Source organism: Bartonella sp. HY406 (genome assembly GCF_025449315.1).
Taxonomy (GTDB): Bacteria; Pseudomonadota; Alphaproteobacteria; order Rhizobiales; family Rhizobiaceae; genus HY038.
On the sequence record NZ_CP104893.1, the window covers coordinates 1,228,415 to 1,246,747 of the forward strand.

The 18,333-nt window shown below is 38.6% G+C and carries 13 protein-coding genes; 7 read left to right on the plus strand and 6 right to left on the minus strand.

The annotated features are described in order from the left end of the window. Window positions 1–144 precede the first annotated feature (144 nt). Window positions 145–1,359 carry an NADP-dependent isocitrate dehydrogenase gene (locus N6B01_RS05160; RefSeq protein ID WP_182419231.1) on the minus strand — a complete coding sequence of 405 codons (1,215 nt, stop codon included), beginning with the start codon at window positions 1,357–1,359 and terminating at the stop codon, window positions 145–147. A 72-nt stretch (window positions 1,360–1,431) separates the two neighbouring features. Beyond that, entirely contained in the window at window positions 1,432–1,782 is a 351-nt protein-coding gene (locus N6B01_RS05165) for a DMT family protein (protein ID WP_182419232.1), read from the minus strand. Between the two features lie 1,413 nt (window positions 1,783–3,195). Between N6B01_RS05165 and N6B01_RS05170 the strand changes: the two genes are divergently transcribed. The 4 genes from N6B01_RS05170 (at window position 3,196) to N6B01_RS05185 (ending at window position 8,692) form a co-directional block, all read left to right on the plus strand. Continuing rightward, window positions 3,196–3,771: a spore coat protein U domain-containing protein gene (locus N6B01_RS05170; protein WP_262080219.1), complete on the plus strand. Its 576-nt coding sequence runs from the start codon at window positions 3,196–3,198 to the stop codon at window positions 3,769–3,771. 87 nt (window positions 3,772–3,858) lie between these two features. Continuing rightward, window positions 3,859–4,599: a fimbrial biogenesis chaperone gene (locus N6B01_RS05175; RefSeq protein ID WP_262080220.1), complete on the plus strand. Its 741-nt coding sequence runs from the start codon at window positions 3,859–3,861 to the stop codon at window positions 4,597–4,599. A gap of 111 nt (window positions 4,600–4,710) precedes the next feature. Beyond that, entirely contained in the window at window positions 4,711–7,389 is a 2,679-nt protein-coding gene (locus N6B01_RS05180) for a fimbria/pilus outer membrane usher protein (protein WP_262080221.1), read from the plus strand. 199 nt (window positions 7,390–7,588) lie between these two features. Next, window positions 7,589–8,692: a Csu type fimbrial protein gene (locus N6B01_RS05185; RefSeq protein WP_262080222.1), complete on the plus strand. Its 1,104-nt coding sequence runs from the start codon at window positions 7,589–7,591 to the stop codon at window positions 8,690–8,692. Between the two features lie 774 nt (window positions 8,693–9,466). On the opposite strand, the gene N6B01_RS05190 is transcribed toward N6B01_RS05185, so the two are convergent. Beyond that, the gene (locus tag N6B01_RS05190; RefSeq protein WP_262080223.1) at window positions 9,467–10,831 is read right to left on the minus strand and encodes a sigma-54-dependent transcriptional regulator; all 1,365 of its coding nucleotides are present in this window, start codon (window positions 10,829–10,831) and stop codon (window positions 9,467–9,469) included. 599 nt (window positions 10,832–11,430) lie between these two features. On the opposite strand from N6B01_RS05190, the gene N6B01_RS05195 reads away from it, so the two are divergent. Next, complete coding sequence (locus tag N6B01_RS05195; RefSeq protein WP_182419238.1) at window positions 11,431–11,808, plus strand: outer membrane lipoprotein Omp10; 378 nt, start codon at window positions 11,431–11,433, stop codon at window positions 11,806–11,808. 194 nt (window positions 11,809–12,002) lie between these two features. Then, the gene (gene hemH / locus N6B01_RS05200; RefSeq protein WP_262080224.1) at window positions 12,003–13,016 is read left to right on the plus strand and encodes a ferrochelatase; all 1,014 of its coding nucleotides are present in this window, start codon (window positions 12,003–12,005) and stop codon (window positions 13,014–13,016) included. A 132-nt stretch (window positions 13,017–13,148) separates the two neighbouring features. Here the strand turns inward: hemH and N6B01_RS05205 are convergent, their stop codons facing one another. Both N6B01_RS05205 and N6B01_RS05210 read right to left on the minus strand, forming a co-directional pair. Beyond that, on the minus strand, window positions 13,149–13,610 hold the full coding sequence (locus tag N6B01_RS05205; RefSeq protein ID WP_262080225.1) for an NfeD family protein: 462 nt from the start codon (window positions 13,608–13,610) through the stop codon (window positions 13,149–13,151). Between the two features lie 374 nt (window positions 13,611–13,984). Further along, window positions 13,985–14,959, minus strand: coding sequence for an SPFH domain-containing protein (locus N6B01_RS05210; RefSeq protein WP_262080226.1), 975 nt, complete (start codon window positions 14,957–14,959; stop codon window positions 13,985–13,987). Between the two features lie 348 nt (window positions 14,960–15,307). On the opposite strand from N6B01_RS05210, the gene panB reads away from it, so the two are divergent. Continuing rightward, on the plus strand, window positions 15,308–16,117 hold the full coding sequence (gene panB / locus N6B01_RS05215) for a 3-methyl-2-oxobutanoate hydroxymethyltransferase (protein ID WP_262080227.1): 810 nt from the start codon (window positions 15,308–15,310) through the stop codon (window positions 16,115–16,117). A gap of 846 nt (window positions 16,118–16,963) precedes the next feature. Here the strand turns inward: panB and recA are convergent. Next, a complete protein-coding gene (gene recA / locus N6B01_RS05220) occupies window positions 16,964–18,046 on the minus strand; it encodes a recombinase RecA (RefSeq protein WP_182419243.1) in 1,083 nt (360 codons plus the stop codon). Between the last annotated feature and the right edge of the window lie 287 nt (window positions 18,047–18,333).

Sequence of the window (18,333 nt, forward strand, 5' to 3'; positions counted from 1 at the left end):
TTTTAATTTAATTAAATCAATGTGCTAACTTAGGGCTCTTTTATTCTAATTCATATTAAAAATGTGAGAATTGGGCTTTTTGATAAAATAAAAAGCCAGGCAAATATCAAAATTTGCCTGGCTTTTATTCATTCAGCAAGAATGTTACTTATTCATTGCTTTTTGTAGATTTTCGTCAACTTTATCGAGGAAGCCTGTCGTGGAAAGCCATTTTTGATCTGGGCCTACTAATAAAGCAAGATCCTTAGTCATGAAACCTGATTCAACTGTATCAACGCAAACTTTTTCAAGAGTTAATGCAAAGTCTTTAAGTGCTTGATTATTGTCTAACTTTGCACGATGAGCAAGACCGCGCGTCCACGCAAAAATAGAAGCGATAGAGTTTGTTGAGGTTTCTTCGCCTTTTTGATATTGGCGATAATGGCGGGTAACTGTACCGTGAGCCGCTTCCGCTTCAACTGTATTACCGTCGGGTGTCATGAGAACTGAAGTCATGAGGCCAAGTGAGCCGAAACCTTGGGCAACAATATCAGACTGCACATCACCATCATAGTTTTTACATGCCCAAACATAGCCACCAGACCATTTAAGAGCAGAAGCAACCATGTCGTCGATAAGGCGGTGCTCATACCATAATTTGCGTTTTTCAAATTCTCCCTTAAATTCTGCATCATAAACCTCTTGGAATATATCCTTGAAGCGACCGTCATAAGCTTTCAAAATAGTGTTTTTGGTTGAAAGGTACACAGGGAAGTTGCGTTGCAAGCCATAATTTAATGATGCACGGGCAAAGTCACGAATGGAATCATCGAGGTTATACATAGCCATTGCCACACCAGAACTTGGCGCATCATAGACATCATGTTCAATAACTTCACCATCTTCGCCAACAAACTTGATTGTTAGCTTTCCTTTACCAGGGAAACGGAAATCTGTTGCGCGGTATTGATCGCCAAATGCATGGCGACCAACAACAATTGGTTGAGTCCAACCTGGAACAAGACGCGGAACATTTTCACAAATAATCGGTTCACGGAAAATAACGCCACCTAAAATATTACGAATAGTGCCGTTTGGCGACTTCCACATTTTCTTTAGCTTAAATTCTTCTACGCGTGCTTCATCCGGTGTTATGGTTGCACATTTGATGCCAACGCCATATTTTTTGATAGCATTTGCAGAATCAATTGTTACCTGATCATCGGTTGCGTCACGATTTTCAATTGAAAGGTCATAATATTTCAAATCAACATCAAGATAAGGGTGAATTAACTTGTCTTTAATGAGTTGCCAAATAATCCGTGTCATTTCATCGCCGTCTAGCTCAACAACAGGATTCTCAACTTTGATCTTTGCCATTAAATGTTCCTCTTCGTTAATGTGATTAATTTCTATAGCATTGGAAAATGGTTAGTAAAAGTACAAAGCGTATTATAACGGACCTTTGAATACAAAATAAGCACCAAGGCAGATGAATGAGAAGCCGACCAAATGGTTAAGTGTGAGTTTTTCACCTAAAAATGCTACTGAGAAAAATGCAAATACAATCAAGGTAATGACTTCTTGTATTGTTTTTAATTGCGCTGCTGAATAAACGTTATGCCCCATACGATTTGCTGGAACTGCAAGGCAATATTCAAAAAATGCGATGAGCCAACTTATAAATATAATCAGCATTAGTGGGCGATTTGGGAATTTTAAATGGCCATACCAAGCAAAAGTCATAAATACATTTGAAGCTAATAGCAAAAGAATGGGCGCAATATATGGCAATGCTGGCATAGTGATTCCGATCTGGTTTATTTTGCGCCAAGGATCGCAGATGTGTTTATGGTTGCAAATCAATTTTTCGAAATCTATTTGAAGTTATGATAATCACCAGCCTACATGATGTAAAATATTGGGGCTGGTGTAGATAGTTTAAAGCAGCTATTGGTATCTAATGAATAAGTGACTGCGTTAAATTTACCTTTGATAAGTAAAAAGTGGAGTTCATTAAGTATTTCTTTTAAGGATTAAAGGCTCGTTCTACAGCGGTTTTAACAAGCGTAAACAGGAACACAGCTACGCTTTATTTCCGCAAGCTGTGAGAGGAGATAGCTTCCCGCCTTGAAGAATAAGCGTTTTAACTTATCGGCGGTCAAATTGAACTTGATGAGAGTTATTTGGTTGGTGTGGCTAAAGGTACAAGAATATAGATCTTGTGGTAAAACACTCATATTCAAATTGTCAGAATGCAATCGAAAAAATAATGCTTTTGCGTTTCCCTAATACCTGTACCAAACGCTTTATCAATTATTAAGCAATCGATCAAACCAAATTTCATTGTTTATACAAACAATTTGAAGCCTATGATGATCTTGATGTGTCTGAATTTCACCGTGAGCGGATTAAGCATTTGAAACCTTCGGGCAAAAACCTTTGTGGATGAGCACATTCATGTCAATGAAGTAGAGCTATTCTAAAGCCTAGCCAAACGACATATGCGTCATTTTATGGTATTTCAAAAGAGCATTTATACCTTTACTTAAAGAAGTGTGAGTGGCGCTTTAACTGCCTATCAATTCGGAAATTGATTTAAGTATCGTCAAGTTTGATAAAATAATTATACGTAATTATTATCTATATTATCCCATTATTTTTATTCAATTTAATAAATATGTTGTTTCTAAAATTTGTATTTACAAATTTATAGATTGTTATGTTTGTTGTAATTATTATATGTGATTTCATTATTGTAGTTGTATATTGATGTAATTTGTAAAGTATCTAATTAAAATTTACTAATATTATTATATGATATTTAAGATATTTAAATATTAATAATGTTTAAAATGTTGTATTTGTGCATTATATGATTTTTTTACTAAAACTATATTGATTTAAGATATTTTGAATGGTAGATAACTGTTAAGCGTTAAAGTCGGGGGCGATTTTATTTATTGAGTTGAAGTAAATTATTTATTTCTATTAATAATTGAAGTTAAATTTTTGTTATTTGTTTTGTCCAAGTAAATATTAATTCATTTGAACATTCAATTATAACCCATTCGGGGTGTCTGGGTTGTTTCAACAAAAATCCTTTGATTTTCGTGAAGTGTTTTTAATTTGCCAGTGATTTATCAGTGGCAAATTAAAGTTCTGCATTGGGTGTGCAGAATTTCTTAAACTGTGCTTAGAATTAGGAGTTATCAAATGAAACGTATTATTTTAAAAACTTTGGCTACAGTCAGTGTTTTGGCAATGGGTGCGGGCTTGGCTCAGGCTCAGTCAACTAGTCCAGCAACTGCTGACTTGCAGGTTGAAGTTAGTATTACTACTGGTTGTACTGTAAATTTCCCTAATAATTCCGGTAACGTGAATTTCGGCACTTATTCACGCATTTCAACAAATTTAGTTGAAACACGTGAGGTCGTTGTGGATTGTAATGGTGGCAACGCGGCTAATGCTGGTGATTATAGCTTGAGCCTTAGTGAAGGTAGTAATTCTGCAGCGTCTGGTGGTTTGCCTGTAGGTCGTAAACTTAGCAGTGGTACTGGTGTAATTGCTTATGATGTTTATAAGGCAGTTAACCTTTCATCGCGTGCTTGTGGTGGTGAGCGTTGGGACGCAACCCGTCCATTTACTGGCAATATTGACAATAGTACTGGTACTATGAATGGTTCGGCTTCACATTATTTTGCCATCTGTATTCCAGCTATTCCAGCAACTCAAACGCAGCCAGCGGTTGGTACTTACACTGACGCATTGGTTGCAACTCTTACCTACTAATAAATATTGCTTCCATTTGGAAGCTTTGGGGTGGGAGTGTTCTCCTACCCCATTTTAAATTTCTTTTTAAGTTTGGTGGATAAATAGATGCGGATATTGGCTTTTATCATAGTTTATTTGGCTTTGGCGACAGGGGCGGTGCAATCGCAGGAACTGGCTAATGGTGTGAGTTTAACTGTTATGCCTTTGGTTTTGGATGTGAAACCACCTAAAGTTGCAGATAATATTATGGTTCGAAATACAAGTCGTATGCCAGTTCGTCTGCAGGTTCGTGTTTTTCGTTGGCAGCAAAAAGGCGGTAAAGATTATTATGCGCCAACAAATGACGTTGTGATTACGCCACCATTTGTTTCTGTTAAGCCTGGTGGCGTCGCTACGGTAAGAGTGTCACGCGTTGCTAAGGGACCAGTATTGGGTCAAGAGGCTTATCGGGTCTTTGTAGATCAGATTCCACCTTCTGCCTTGCGGACCAATAATGCCGGTGAATCCTCTGCTGGTGTAAGTATGGTGTTACGTCAAGTTGTACCCGTATTTTTTTCTCCTGGTACGGGTGGTGTAGCTGCTTCTCAAGCCAGTATCTCATTTTTTGCTCAGCCGGCTTCGGGTGGTTTTAACATCACTGCAACCAATAGAGGAAGTAATCGTATTCGTATGGCCGACGTTTTCCTTCTTGCTGGAGGTCAAGTGATTGGAGCTAAGTCGAAGCTCGTCGGATATGCTTTGCCTGGATCTGATTTTCGATTTTTTGTTGCCACTAGGGGTGGCGGTAAGCCTGATAGAATAAGGTTTACATCTGATGTGGGGCAAATTGAGTATCCTCTGCAATAAGGAGCGTGATGTTTATTTGATTTAATTTCGTTCAAATTTGTTCGGGGCAAGTTAGATCGAATGGCATTTTCGGAATATCTAAAATTTGAGTTCCTATTGGGGGCATATAGGATGAAATGTGAATATAGCAAAAAGGCGGGACGTAAACTGCTTTATAGTTCCAGTCGTATGGCTCTTTTATTGGCAAGTGGTGCCTTTTTGGGGTGTTTTGCTTCAGATGGCTTTGCTCAGCAGATAAATGATGATGTGCAGTGGATGACTTCTGATGAAGTAGCTTCCTCTAATTATACCAGTGCAACTAATGTCCATAGCGGATCTGTTGATGAGTTAGAGGCTCTTAGTTATCAGGAGGGGGAGTCTGTCGGTGCTGCTGTAGACGGTTTATCTAGTCAGCAAGCTGATGCCTTTGTTGACGTTACTGTTAATGGTGAGACCCGTCCTAATTTGATCGCAGTTCGACAGTTAGCCGACGGTTCATTCATTATGAATGCCGATGTACTTCGTGGGATCGGTATATTGCCTCAACGATCTGCCACAAACAACGATGGGTGGGTTAGCTTATCTGCACTGAAGAATGTAGAATTTACATTTGATCCCCGCACTGAAACATTAGCATTTATTACTACTGATCCTGATGCCTTGGCTCCTTATGCCTTAAGTCTAAATCCATTAGCTGCTGCTGCTCGCTCTGGCGGTTCAGAAGGTGAAATAAAGCCACAGTCAGATTTGGCAGCTGTTTTGAACTATAATATTTACGCCGATTCTGGGCATGAAAATTTTAAGGATATTTGGGATTTTCAAGGCGTTTCCGCCACAATAGATGGGCGTGTCTCGGGTAAGTTTGGTACATTTTATACATCTGAATTATTACGCTATTCATCTCAAGGCTTTGGTCGTGATAGAAGCGATGCTATTCGCCTTGATAGTTATTGGACGTATTCTGATGAAAAGCGTATGATGACTTATCAAGTTGGCGATTTGATAACAAGAAGTGTTTCGTGGTCGCGCTCTACGCGGTTAGGCGGTGTTCAACTGCGTAGAAATTTTGATCTCCGCGACAATCTTGTTACAATGGCATTGCCTGAGCTTTCGGGATCTGCAGCAGTTCCATCAGCTGTTGATCTTTATATAAATAATGCTCAGCGCGCGGTTTCAGATGTTCCAACCGGACCTTTCTCTTTGACAGATATTCCTGTTGTTACTGGTGCTAATTCTGCGCGACTTGTCGTTCGTGATGCCATGGGGCAAGAGTCTGTAAAAGAAATTTCATTTTACGCTTCAAGTGATTTATTAGCCAAAGGTTTATGGGATTTCGCCGTTGAGGCAGGTGTCCCACGTACTAATTATGGTAGTAAGTCTGGTAGTTATTCCAGTGATTTCTTTGTTTCAGGTACTACTCGTTATGGTTTTACAAATAGTTTGACTGGTGAAGCACATGCAGAAGCTGGTAGTGATTTCTTTAATGGCGGTTTGGGTGCTGTTTTCACTATTGGAGACCTAGGTCGTCTTTCTGTTGCGGGTAGTGCTAGTAGTTATAAGAGTGAAACAGGGCAACAACTATATGCAAATTTACAGTTGGAGCGTTGGGGCTTTTATTTTAATGCTATGACGCAAAGAACTTATAGCAACTACAATGATACGGCCTCAATTGTCGATCGTAAAAATCGCGATATTACTGAAGATATTGATTGGGAAAATATTGATTTTTCTAATGATAGTTATCGTGCTATTAGCCGAGCCTCTACTAGGCCTGCCAAAGCTGTTAATCAGTTGTCTTTAAGTACCAATCTACGGTTTGATCCTGCTACGATTACACTAAGTTATACTGAGGTGGATTACTGGGATCAAAAGGATTCTAAATATTTAAGTGTGTCCAGTAGTCGCAGTTTTGGGCATGGAATTTATGGTTACGCAACTGGATTTGTTAATCTGAAAGATTCTGACGCCTATAGCGTTTTTGCCGGACTTTCTTTTACCTTTGACAAAGGATATAGCGCTTCCACAAATGTTACTACAGACCATGAAGGATCTCGTTTTACGTCACAAGTGGCTAAAAGCCTCGGTGGCAATGTTGGTGATTATGGTTGGGCAATTCGTGATACTGAAGGTAAGCGCACACAACGTGGAGCCGATGGACAATACCGTACGTCTGTTGCCTTGTTAGGTGCATCCATTGATCAGTATGAAGACACTTGGCGTGCAACAGCAAGTGCGGCTGGCGGGTTGGTCTTTGCCGATGGTGCTTTAATGCCTACGACACGTATTGACGATTCATTTGCCGTTGTGAACGTTGGTGTGCCTGATGTTGGTGTTAAAGTTAATAATCAAAAATATGGTACGACATGGCGCAATGGCAGATTGGTAGTTCCAGATCTTCTTTCATATACGACATCTAATATCTCGTTAGATATGAATAGTTTACCTCCGGATGCTATTGTGGATAAAACCGATGAAGACGTCCGTCCAGCAGCGCAAAGTGGTGTTGTAGTGCACTTCGGCGGTGCAACAGGTGATCAATACTTATATGTTTCTTTAAAAGGAACTGATGGTAATACGATTGAGGTAGGATCTTATGCGCAAGTCGCAGGATCTGACGTTGGTTTCGATATCGGTTATGACGGACTTGCTGTTATACAACTTAATCAGATTAGCTTACCGGCAACACTTCATATCTTGGAAAAAAATGGCAATACATGTGAAGCTGTTATTGAAGCGTCAGTTAATCCTGGGTTGCAGTCAGGTAGCCAAATTATTACCTGTCGTCCAATGGGGCGTGCAAATCAAAGGTAAGTTTCATGCTGCTTAGCACATAACGTTTATAGATTTAAATGAAATTGATGGTTGTTAAGAAGTAAAACAAAATTGGTAATTCTTATAGTGGTTGGTTGAGTTGCTTAGTTTGTAATGAGTTACGTCACTCGGCAAATATTATTTTAAAATTTAGCAATTCTATTTGATTACGGATTATTATGAGAGGAATGTTGGAATTATGAATTCAAATGGGGCTACACTAAAAAAGAAAGCTTTTTGTTATGGTTTAGTGGCTACTTTATTTTCTTCTATGTTAGTTTTTCCTATTCATAATGATGCTTATGCTCAAAATGCGTGGCAATCTGGTAGGATGCTGTGTACACTCGGTGGGTCTTCAGTTATTGATTTTGGTGATATTAGCGGCTTATTAATTAAAGAGGGTAGAGCTGATAGTGATCTTAAACCCACCTGTACTAGTGATTTTTATCAAATGGCTAATAATTCATGGTTTGCTTCGGGTTCGGTTTGTGTCGGAATTGAATCTCTAGAAAGCGGACAGAGTGCTGATCCTAGGTATCTTTATCTTGATGGCAATCCTGCGTCAGAACATAAACTTATGTATAATTATTATTTAAATAATCTAGACGATGGCGCTAGAGTAGGTGACGGCGTTCAGGTGCCAGGAGTTTCTTTATCTACTCAAGAACCATGGCGGGGGACGGGGACTCCGTCAGGGCCTATGGATGTTAATTTGTGGTTTAATTTATTCGCAAATTTTAATTTTAATCAACCTAATTTACCTGCCGGAAAGTATTCCAATCAATATAAAGTTACGCTGCGTTCTGGTGCTGGTGGTGGAAGTGCGGGTGGAAGAACTTCATGTGCAAATTTTCCCGATGTATCGCCACCAGTTACAATTAGCGTTACTGCTCGGGTATTACCGTCATGTCAATTTAGAATTAAACGCCACATTAACTTTGGTATGCATACACGATTAAACGCGAACATCGTTGCTTATGGTGAATTGGGGGTAGTGTGTAATCTAAATGCACCCTATGAGATAAAGTTGGATGGTGGGCGAAACAAAAGTACTACCGATCGTCGCATGTCTAAATTTTCAACGGGATCTGTTTTTGATGACACAAAGACAATTGGCTATGATTTATATTTGCCCAATACACAAATGAATTGGGGAAATACTGAGGGTGTTGATACCTATAAGGGGATCGCAACTGGGGCTGAACAGACAATAAGAATTGATGGTAAGATAAATCCAAAAGGAAATTTTACGCCCGAAGTCGGAAATTATCGCGATAATGTTGTTGCAACAATTGTCTATTAGATACGTTTCATGTGGTAATGTATTGCTTAGCTGTGTTGATATTTAGAATTCCTAAATGATTTAAGCTGTGTTTCTATGATCTTTTAAGGATGAATATCATAGTTGGACTAGTTCTAACAGATCAATGATGTTTACTCATTGAGTCACTGTACTTAGCCAAAAAGAGCCATCATTATCGCAGTGGCAATGACAACCGTTTATATATTTTGATGCTGTCTTATAAAAAGCAGTAGCAATATACCTAGGTGGGATTTGCCTACAATCTTTGCTAGCTAGTACGCAGTCTTTGAGCGTTTTGATGGTTGGTCATGCTAGAATGTATTTGAGCCGATATTTGAATCTACATCAGATGAGCTTGATTATGAATATATGATGGTTGATACCATGATTATCCCCGTTCATCGTTACAGATGCGGCAAAAAAAGGCTCAAAGTCAAGCCATTGGTAAATTAAAGAATTGATGGACAATTATAACCGTTCCTTTAATAGACGCTTTGGACAATGTGGTGCGGTTTACCTTCTACTGAGGGAATCGTTTGATACGATTTGTCTTCCATGATTGATTAAATATAGGGGCTAACACCTAAGATTGTGATTTAAGGATGATGTTGAGATCATCTAGCAGTTGTTTAAGTGTTGCCTCTATTTAAAAATCCTGCCCTAAGCTGCTCTAAAAACTACTTTCAAATTGTGTTAGCCCTCGATGTTTAAAAACAAGTAATTGAGAACAAGATTTTTTTAGCGGCAAGGCATCTAAAATGGGTAGTATTAATTCTACATATAACTCTTTTCGGTATCAATCTCTAGCTCTACTAACTTTCGATAGAGAGTAGATCTACCAATTTTTAAACGGCGTGCTACTTCGCTAATACGTCCTTGATAGCGTGTCATAGCGGTTTTTATTACTATGCGTTCAAGTGCATCGAGAGAGCAAATATGACCAGTTTTATCAAAGAAAAAATCATCAGAACCGGAGCTTTTGGTTTGCTCTTTGGTTTCGGGTTCTGAAACTTCGCCTTTCACAAGTTGCGGGAAATCAGCAATGGATAAAAGGGGCCCAGAGCTTAGTAGTACGGCGCGAAACAATATCCTATCTAACTCGAGAATATTATCAGGCCAATCATATTGCGATAGAAAATTAATAGCCGAACTTGATAGCCCAGAAACATGCGAATAGCCTGTCTCTGTTATAATATGAATTAAAAGGTTTTTTGCAATATCGGTTATATCTTCTCGCCGATTTCTAAGTGGAGGTATGGATAATTGCCTTTGCGCGAATAGTTTATAAAGTTTTTTGTGAAATTGCCCCTCTGCTAATATTTCATTTATTTCAGGGGTCGTCGTCGCAATCAATCGTATATGGTGATTATTGTCGACGCCGAGTTTAATTAACCGATCATAAAGAAAATCTTGCGCCTTTTGTGTAAGGCTTTCAATGTTGAGAAAAAGTAGTGTCCCGTTTGAAAAATTATCGAGTGCTCTTTCAACGTTACGTTTCCAATCCTCTGCATATTCTTCATGATTTAAAGAGTAGCGGCATTGAATATTACGCAAAGTTGCACTTTCATGCCCGCTTTCCCTATGCATTATAGTTGCAATACTATTTCTGCCCGTCCCTTGTTCTCCGGTTATTATGACATTGTGTTCGTGTTCGACAATGTCTTTTGCCACCATGACTGTGGTCTGCATAGCAAGGCTGTTCACCACCAGATCCGAAAAGTGCAGATTGCCTTCAAAGCATCTGTGCATGCTTTTAATCTCGCGCTCTATAGCAGCACGTTGCATAGTATTTTTTATCGTCACCATAAGGCGTATATCTGAAAACGGATCAATGATAAAATCATTTGCACCAGACTCGATCGCACGAGCTAAATCTCTACTTTCATCCTTGTAGGACACAATAACGATCGGTGAGCGGATCCCAGCCGTCCTTAATGTATCAATGAAATCTAATCCATTAATATCGGACATCTGCAAATCTAACAGTGCTAAGATAATATTGGGTCGTCTTCGAAGTAGGTCTAACGTATGATAGCCACTACTCGCTTCGATTATGCGGTACCCCTGATTAATCAGCAACTTGGAAATACGTTGCCTACGACCTAAGTCTTCCATGGCAACTAAAATTGTACTAACCATTATATTTAATACTCCTAGTTACCAGTATAACGGTTTGTAGATAAATTAGTTGCATGTGAAGCCATATCAATTCTTTATATTTTAAACTACGTATTTCGTAACTGAGGCGATTGCATATCTTAAACACTTCTTGTTCATCACATGAGAACGTGGTTATCCATTATCTGCTGCCGATAACATAGTTTTGGAAGCGTCAATTTTAAGTGGAGGACAGGGATGGTCCTCAAATGGATGAAATTTATCAAAATTATATAGCTTGATTATATATTTTGTTTAACTAAAATATTTAAATCTATGATCGGACACGCATATTCTTTCCTATTGATGAATAAATGCAACAGTTGGCACTTTTTTAACGAAATATTTAAAGTTTCCATTGCTTTGAAAAAAAACAGAATTATTTAATAATCTATTGTTACTTTTATAACGATGATAAACAGTAAAATAAACGCTCTAAAAAATTATGACAAAAGTTGCACCAAAAAGTTGAAACATTGTTTAGAATGTTCCTATGAAAGAATGCAATCCATTATTTTAGCCCAATATTGGGAATAGTTGTTTTATCCATTATAATTGCCCAAATGGGTTTGGAGTAAAAAATGAAGTTTTTAATATCCCTTGTCTCTACTGCAATAGTTGGTTTTGCGCTCAGTGGTTGTATAGCACCAGATATGAATGGGCCAATAAACCCTGTTGTACAGCCGCAGGTTAGTCGTGGCATTGAAGGACAATGGATTGATTCAGAAGGTGTTGCTTTTTCTTCTTTCCGTAATGGGATTTTTGAAACACGATCGATTGATACACAAGAAAAATTATCAGAAGGCAATTATGCAATGACGTCTCCGGAGATGGTTTCTCTTGAGATGAGGTCGTTGGTACGGGGTACGGTGTCACGCGTAAACTGCGCTTTATCAGGCTATAGTAGATTGTTATGCACGACCGAGTCTGGTTCTCACTTTACTTTAACAAGGCAATAAGCCATCTTAGATCGTATCAAATTGCATTTTATTTTATCCGTATTATCCTATTGAGCTAGGCATTGGAGTGTCTAAATGTAAGGCTTTTATAATTTTGACAAATTTTCAGATATCTCTTAAAACTTGATAAAAATTACCTATTTAAAGAAATGTAATATTCACTAGTTTTATAAAATAATGAAAGTTTCAATATTATGCAGCCAGCGCGTAAGTCAAAAATTGGTGTCCTTCTTGTTAATCTTGGGACACCAAATGGAACAGACTATTGGAATATGCGTAAATATCTATCGCAATTTTTATCAGATAAACGTGTTATTGAATGGCCAAGTTTCGTTTGGCAGCCGATCTTACAAGCCATTGTTTTAAGCGTTCGCCCTAAAAAATCTGGCGCAGCTTATGATCGTGTTTGGTTTAAGGAAACCAATGAATCGCCATTACGCCATTATACGCGCTTGCAAGCAGAAAGACTGGCAGCGCAATTACAAGATCTTAACAATGATGACACCATAGTCGTCGATTGGGCGATGCGTTACGGACAACCATCGATCGACCAGGTAACGAGCAGATTATTACAGCAAGGCTGCGATAAGATTGTATTATTTCCGCTTTATCCGCAATATTCAGCAACAACCACGGCAACGGTGAATGATGCGTTTTTTGACGCTTTAAAAACCCATCGGGTGCAGCCAGCTATTCGTACAGTGCCGTCTTATCCCGATCATCCTGTTTATATAGATGCTTTGGCACAATCTATTGATAATCATTTGGCAACACTCGATTTTACGCCAGATGTTCTGGTCGCTTCCTATCATGGTATTCCACAAAGTTACGCAAAACGCGGTGATATTTATCCGCAAGATTGCGCAAAAACCACCAATGCTTTACGGCAAAGAATGGGCTTAGGGGAAGATAAGCTGCTAATGACCTTTCAATCGCGTTTTGGTCCTGAAGAATGGTTGCAGCCCTATAGTGATAAAACAATTGATGAATTGCCCACAAAGGGGATAAAATCCATTGCGGTGTTTAATCCAGGCTTTGTGTCTGATTGTCTTGAAACCGTTGATGAAATTGGCCATGAAGCAGCCGAAAGCTTTCATGAAAATGGCGGGGTTAATTTTTCACACATTCCATGTCTCAATGCGAGTGATTTGGGTATAAAAATTATTGAAACACTCGTGCGTCAAGAATTATCTGGGTGGGTGAAATAGGAGAAACATAAATTACAGCTTAGGGGTAGCTCCCCTAAAATATTTAAAAAAGCAGTTTTATCTTTTCATCGCTATAAACTAAAAACCCCGTAACTTTTGTTATGGGGTTTGTTTTAAATTGCAACTCTTAGTTTAGTTGATGCTTTCAACTTCAAAAAATCCATTTTGATAAGATTTTATCCGTACAGTGGTGCCTTCAGGCAAATCGGGCCCGATAATATTCCATAATGAATCGCCGATTCTTAAACGGCCTTTGCCATTGATGATTGGTTCTTCAAGGGTGGAGACGTAGCCAATTAATTCTTCAGTGCGATTATTTAAAAATGGTGCATCAGTCATTTTGCTTTTTTGGTTAAGCTTGACACCGATTAATACGGTGATGACTGAAAAAATAATGAATATAAAAAGCTGTGTTTGCCACATTGCAAAAATTGGAAAATGACCTTCTAACAACCAAACAACAATTGCTGTTGCAATGGCTGCTAAGCCAAACCACATAAGATAGACACCGGCGACAAACAGCTCTAAGACTAGCAATATAAAGCCTGCAATAAGCCAGCACCAATAACCAAGTATTTCAAAAAAATCTAACATTCAGCCTATCCATTTGCATATTTTAAGACCTCTAAAAGGCGATGAAATAAAATAACGTTGTAAATTGCTTTTTATCTTAAATTGGCGGTGTTAAGAAAAATTGCAATATCAGTACAAAATTAATTATATATATCGGCGTTAAAGCTAATATAAATGTTAAATTTTATACTCAGTGAAATATTTTAAAAATATCTTACAATTTAAAAGCGAATAAGGTGAAAATATGGTTATATAATATCTCACCTTAGTCTTTGTAACTACATCTGATTTTTGTAAAAACCGTATGTTAAATACCTTGATTGGTAAAGCTATATACTCTGCAAATTGTAAAATAAAAAATCAACAGAGTATAATCATAAACAACTATTTAATGTTTATTCGTTGTCAAAACCGGTGCGTCTCTGCACTGGCTTGGTTGATGGCTTTGAATCGCCGCCAAATACTTCCTTGGCGATGGCACCAATGCCTCCAAGAGAGCCAATGAGCGATGATGCTTCAAATGGCATTAACACAATCTTATTATTATTGGCTGAACCGATTTTGCCTAAAGCTTCGGTATATTTTTGTGCTACGAAATAATTGATAGCCTGCACATCGCCTTCGGCAATTGCCCTAGAGACTGCCTCGGTTGCCTTTGCTTCCGCTTCAGCCAAACGCTCACGCGCTTCAGCTTCACGGTAGGCAGCTTCTCTTTTACCTTCAGCTTCCAAAATTTGCGCTTGCTTCAAGCCTTCTGCGCGCAGGATATTTGCGTTTCTGTCACCTTCAGCTTCAAGTACTTGTGCACGCTTATCGCGTTCTGCCTTCATTTGGCGATTCATCGCTTCGGTCAAATCGCGTGGCGGTTGGATATCCTTGATTTCCACACGGGTCATTTTTAGGCCCCATGGATGAGCGGCAACATCAACCACTTGCAATAGGCGGTCATTGATGATGTTACGGTTAGACAAGAGTTCATCAAGATCCATAGAACCAACAACAGTACGAATATTGGTCATGGTTAGATTGATGATTGCGTATTCGAGATCAGATACCTGATAGGCAGCTTGTGCAGCGTTAAGCACTTGATAAAAGGCAATAGCATCAACTGACACAGATGCATTGTCTTTGGTGATAACTTCTTGGGTTGGGATATCAAGAACCTGTTCCATGATCGAAATTTTCGCCCCGACGCTGTCGATGAATGGGACGATGAGGTTAAGGCCTGGTGCCATTGTTCGTGTGTAACGACCAAAGCGCTCGACCGTATAATTATAGCCCTGCGGTACCGTTTTAATACCTTTAAATAAGGTAAGAATGATAAGGGCAGCTAAGATAATAAGGGCGATGCCCATTCCTTGTAACGCCATAATACATTTCTTTCTAAGTTAATTCGTTCATGCTTATAATGCTGTTTATAAAATCATTATCGTGCATTGTTATAAGTGCACTTATAAATTCATATTTTTACAATATAAAAAAGCAGAAAATAAACATTTTACTCTCTATTAACTATTTTTTTGTTTGAAAAGTGATTGTGTGGCTATGAAACCCTCTTAATACTTACAATTATATCAATTGAGGTGATTAAAATTGCAACGTCCGCCATCTAAATGCTCCGTATTTTTACCGCGGCTGATTTGCTTATTAGATCAAAATATGGTTTGGCATAAATATCAGTTCGCATTTTAAGTCATTATTGCATAAAGGGCTCCATTATGAGCAAACCCATCACTATTCGCCGCAAAACCGCCCCACAAATTCAAGCACAAAAGGGGCAGACACCGATTGTGTCCTTGACGGCCTATCATGTTTTTATGGCACAGATTGCTGATCAATATTGTGATTTCCTGCTGGTTGGCGATAGTGTCGGAATGGTTGTTCATGGTTTATCTTCAACAATTCCCGTTACACTTGAGATGATGATCACTCATGGCCAAGCTGTCATGCGTGGTACGCAAAGGGCTATGGTTATTATTGATATGCCATTCGGCTCTTATGAAGAATCGCCTGAACAAGCCTTTCGCAATGCGGCGCGTATTATGCAAGAAACTGGTTGCGGCGGGGTTAAGCTTGAAGGAGGCATGAAACAGGCTGCAACCGTGAAATTTTTAACCGAGCGGGGCATTCCTGTCATGGGGCATATTGGATTAACTCCGCAATCTTTTAACACCTTTGGCGGCTTTAAGACGCAAGGGCGTAACGAAGAAAGCTGGCAAGAAATTGAAAAAGATGCAAAGGCCATTGAAGAAGCTGGGGCTTTTGCGGTAGTTATTGAGGGTGTGGTTGAGCCGTTAGCTAAAAAAATAACCCAAATGGTTGCAATTCCAACAATTGGTATTGGCGCATCTAATGCCTGCGATGGTCAAGTATTAGTTATGGAAGATATGCTCGGTATGAGCAATCATAAAGCTAAATTCGTGCGCCAATATGCAAATTTTGAACATGCGATGGACAGGGCTTTTGCCCAATATGCTGAAGATGTTAAAAATCGTGCCTTCCCTAGCGAAGATGAGGTTTACCGCTAAATTTTACCAGATTGACAAAAATATGTGTAAAAGGGCAAACGTCCTTTTACATCAATTTAAAAAAAGAGTTTGCGTAGCTGACTATGCAGGTTCCTCAAAAGCTTATGATACTATGTGCAAAATGAATTTTATATGGATTGTATTATTTCAGAGTAAAAAATTTAAGATAATACTTTCTAATCTTTGATTTAGTTAAGTGCCAAATTGCAAGATGAACAGTATAGCACCGCAATGCCAATATCTTACCTTAATCATCGTGTTTTTAAAAGCTAGCTTGTGAAGCTCTTATTTAGCATCTTTAAATTATATGGATAGATTTAAAAGAATTGTGTCAAACTGTTCAAAAACCGCGTTAAAAGCGATCAAAGGCAGCCGAGTAGATCATACCTCTATAGCCAATTCAGATAAATTTACGCCTATAATAGCTAGGCTGACTCTAATCGGCGACATTTTTGTATTGACCATTTGAAATATGAATTGGCATGAAGACAAGTCTTTATTAATGGCATTAAAGAATTCGCCAAATTCATGCTTAACAAATTAAAAGATATTCCCAAAAAGGCGTTCTATTTGCACTGAAAAATGTGAATGAAGATATTATAACCATTCTTCCGTTACTCATGCAAAAATCTAGTTAAAACTGCCAAGGGTAAATTTTCTGAAATATGCGACATTAGTGTTAGACGCATCTTGCTTTTAGCGTAAAAAAAACGAAACACAGCCACATAAACATAGAATCATAATATTCATAAGGTCTAACATGAGTAAAAATTAGCTTTAATCAAAAACAAAAAGGGAGATAGCCGAACTGACTAACTCCCTTTAATATCATACATCAATTAAATACTATCCGGCTGCACTTTCATCATCTGCTTCAGGACCAGTATTTTCTAAGAATTTTTCGGCGATAAGTCCTGCATTTTGTCGTAATGCGGCTTCAATTTCATGAGCTGCTTCTGGGTGTTCCCGCAAAAATTGCTTAGCATTTTCGCGACCTTGACCAAGACGCTGAGAATTATAGGAAAACCATGCACCTGATTTTTCAACAATACCAGCTTTGACGCCAAGATCAACAAGTTCACCAACTTTTGAGATACCTTCACCGTAAAGAATATCAAACTCAACTTGTTTGAATGGGGGAGCTAATTTGTTTTTAACCACTTTAACACGGGTTTGATTGCCCACAACTTCATCACGATCTTTTAAAGCGCCAATACGACGAATATCCAAACGAACAGATGCATAAAACTTTAGTGCATTACCCCCTGTAGTTGTTTCAGGTGAACCAAACATAACGCCAATCTTATGGCGGATCTGATTGATAAAGATAACCATACAATTTGAGCGTGAAATTGAAGCGGTTAACTTACGTAATGCCTGGCTCATTAAACGAGCTTGCAAGCCAGGGAGGCTGTCACCCATTTCGCCTTCTATTTCAGCTTTTGGTGTTAGAGCGGCAACAGAATCAACAACCAATACATCAACAGCACCAGAGCGCACCAAAGTATCGGTAATTTCTAATGCCTGCTCGCCAGTGTCTGGTTGAGAAATCAAAAGATTTTCAAGGTCAACACCAAGCTTGCGAGCATAAACTGGATCAAGCGCGTGTTCTGCATCAACAAATGCGCAAATGCCGCCTAGCTTTTGGGCTTCGGCTATGGTGTGCAATGCCATGGTGGTTTTACCAGAACTTTCTGGTCCATAAATTTCAACAATACGCCCCTTAGGCAAGCCACCTACACCCAGAGCAATATCAAGGGATAAAGAGCCAGTGGGAATGGTTTCAATTTCTACAACTGTATCATTTTGCCCAAGACGCATGATCGAGCCTTTGCCAAATGCGCGCTCAATTTGGGACAGGGCAGCATCTAATGCTTTTGTTTTATCCACGGTATTATCCTCAACAAGTCGTAACGTTTTCTGAGACATCTTACACCACCTTTTCAGGATTTTTAAACCCTGGATTGATTATTCACATGAATCATTTGTACATGATTTGTTCTTTTTTTGCAAGGGGATTCAGATATTGAAAATATTGTATTTTTAATTTTTGTTCTATTGATGTTCTTTTTGGTGAGGGTGTAAATAGATTAGTGATTGAAGCCATATCTCTTTGATGTTTTCATGCAGATATTGTTTTTGCTTGCTATAATATGGATAAGACAGAATCAATAATCTGTTTGTTTGGTATTTTTAATGAATAAGATTGCCTTTTA

What these genes read in the sequence shown, in the direction of transcription:
- N6B01_RS05160 (WP_182419231.1), bottom strand. Translation starts at nt 1,359, where the DNA reads ATGGCAAAGATCAAAGTTGAGAATCCTGTTGTTGAGCTAGACGGCGAT.
- N6B01_RS05165 (WP_182419232.1), bottom strand. Translation starts at nt 1,782, where the DNA reads ATGCCAGCATTGCCATATATTGCGCCCATTCTTTTGCTATTAGCTTCA.
- N6B01_RS05170 (WP_262080219.1), top strand. Translation starts at nt 3,196, where the DNA reads ATGAAACGTATTATTTTAAAAACTTTGGCTACAGTCAGTGTTTTGGCA.
- N6B01_RS05175 (WP_262080220.1), top strand. Translation starts at nt 3,859, where the DNA reads ATGCGGATATTGGCTTTTATCATAGTTTATTTGGCTTTGGCGACAGGG.
- N6B01_RS05180 (WP_262080221.1), top strand. Translation starts at nt 4,711, where the DNA reads ATGAAATGTGAATATAGCAAAAAGGCGGGACGTAAACTGCTTTATAGT.
- N6B01_RS05185 (WP_262080222.1), top strand. Translation starts at nt 7,589, where the DNA reads ATGAATTCAAATGGGGCTACACTAAAAAAGAAAGCTTTTTGTTATGGT.
- N6B01_RS05190 (WP_262080223.1), bottom strand. Translation starts at nt 10,831, where the DNA reads ATGGTTAGTACAATTTTAGTTGCCATGGAAGACTTAGGTCGTAGGCAA.
- N6B01_RS05195 (WP_182419238.1), top strand. Translation starts at nt 11,431, where the DNA reads ATGAAGTTTTTAATATCCCTTGTCTCTACTGCAATAGTTGGTTTTGCG.
- hemH (WP_262080224.1), top strand. Translation starts at nt 12,003, where the DNA reads ATGCAGCCAGCGCGTAAGTCAAAAATTGGTGTCCTTCTTGTTAATCTT.
- N6B01_RS05205 (WP_262080225.1), bottom strand. Translation starts at nt 13,610, where the DNA reads ATGTTAGATTTTTTTGAAATACTTGGTTATTGGTGCTGGCTTATTGCA.
- N6B01_RS05210 (WP_262080226.1), bottom strand. Translation starts at nt 14,959, where the DNA reads ATGGCGTTACAAGGAATGGGCATCGCCCTTATTATCTTAGCTGCCCTT.
- panB (WP_262080227.1), top strand. Translation starts at nt 15,308, where the DNA reads ATGAGCAAACCCATCACTATTCGCCGCAAAACCGCCCCACAAATTCAA.
- recA (WP_182419243.1), bottom strand. Translation starts at nt 18,046, where the DNA reads ATGTCTCAGAAAACGTTACGACTTGTTGAGGATAATACCGTGGATAAA.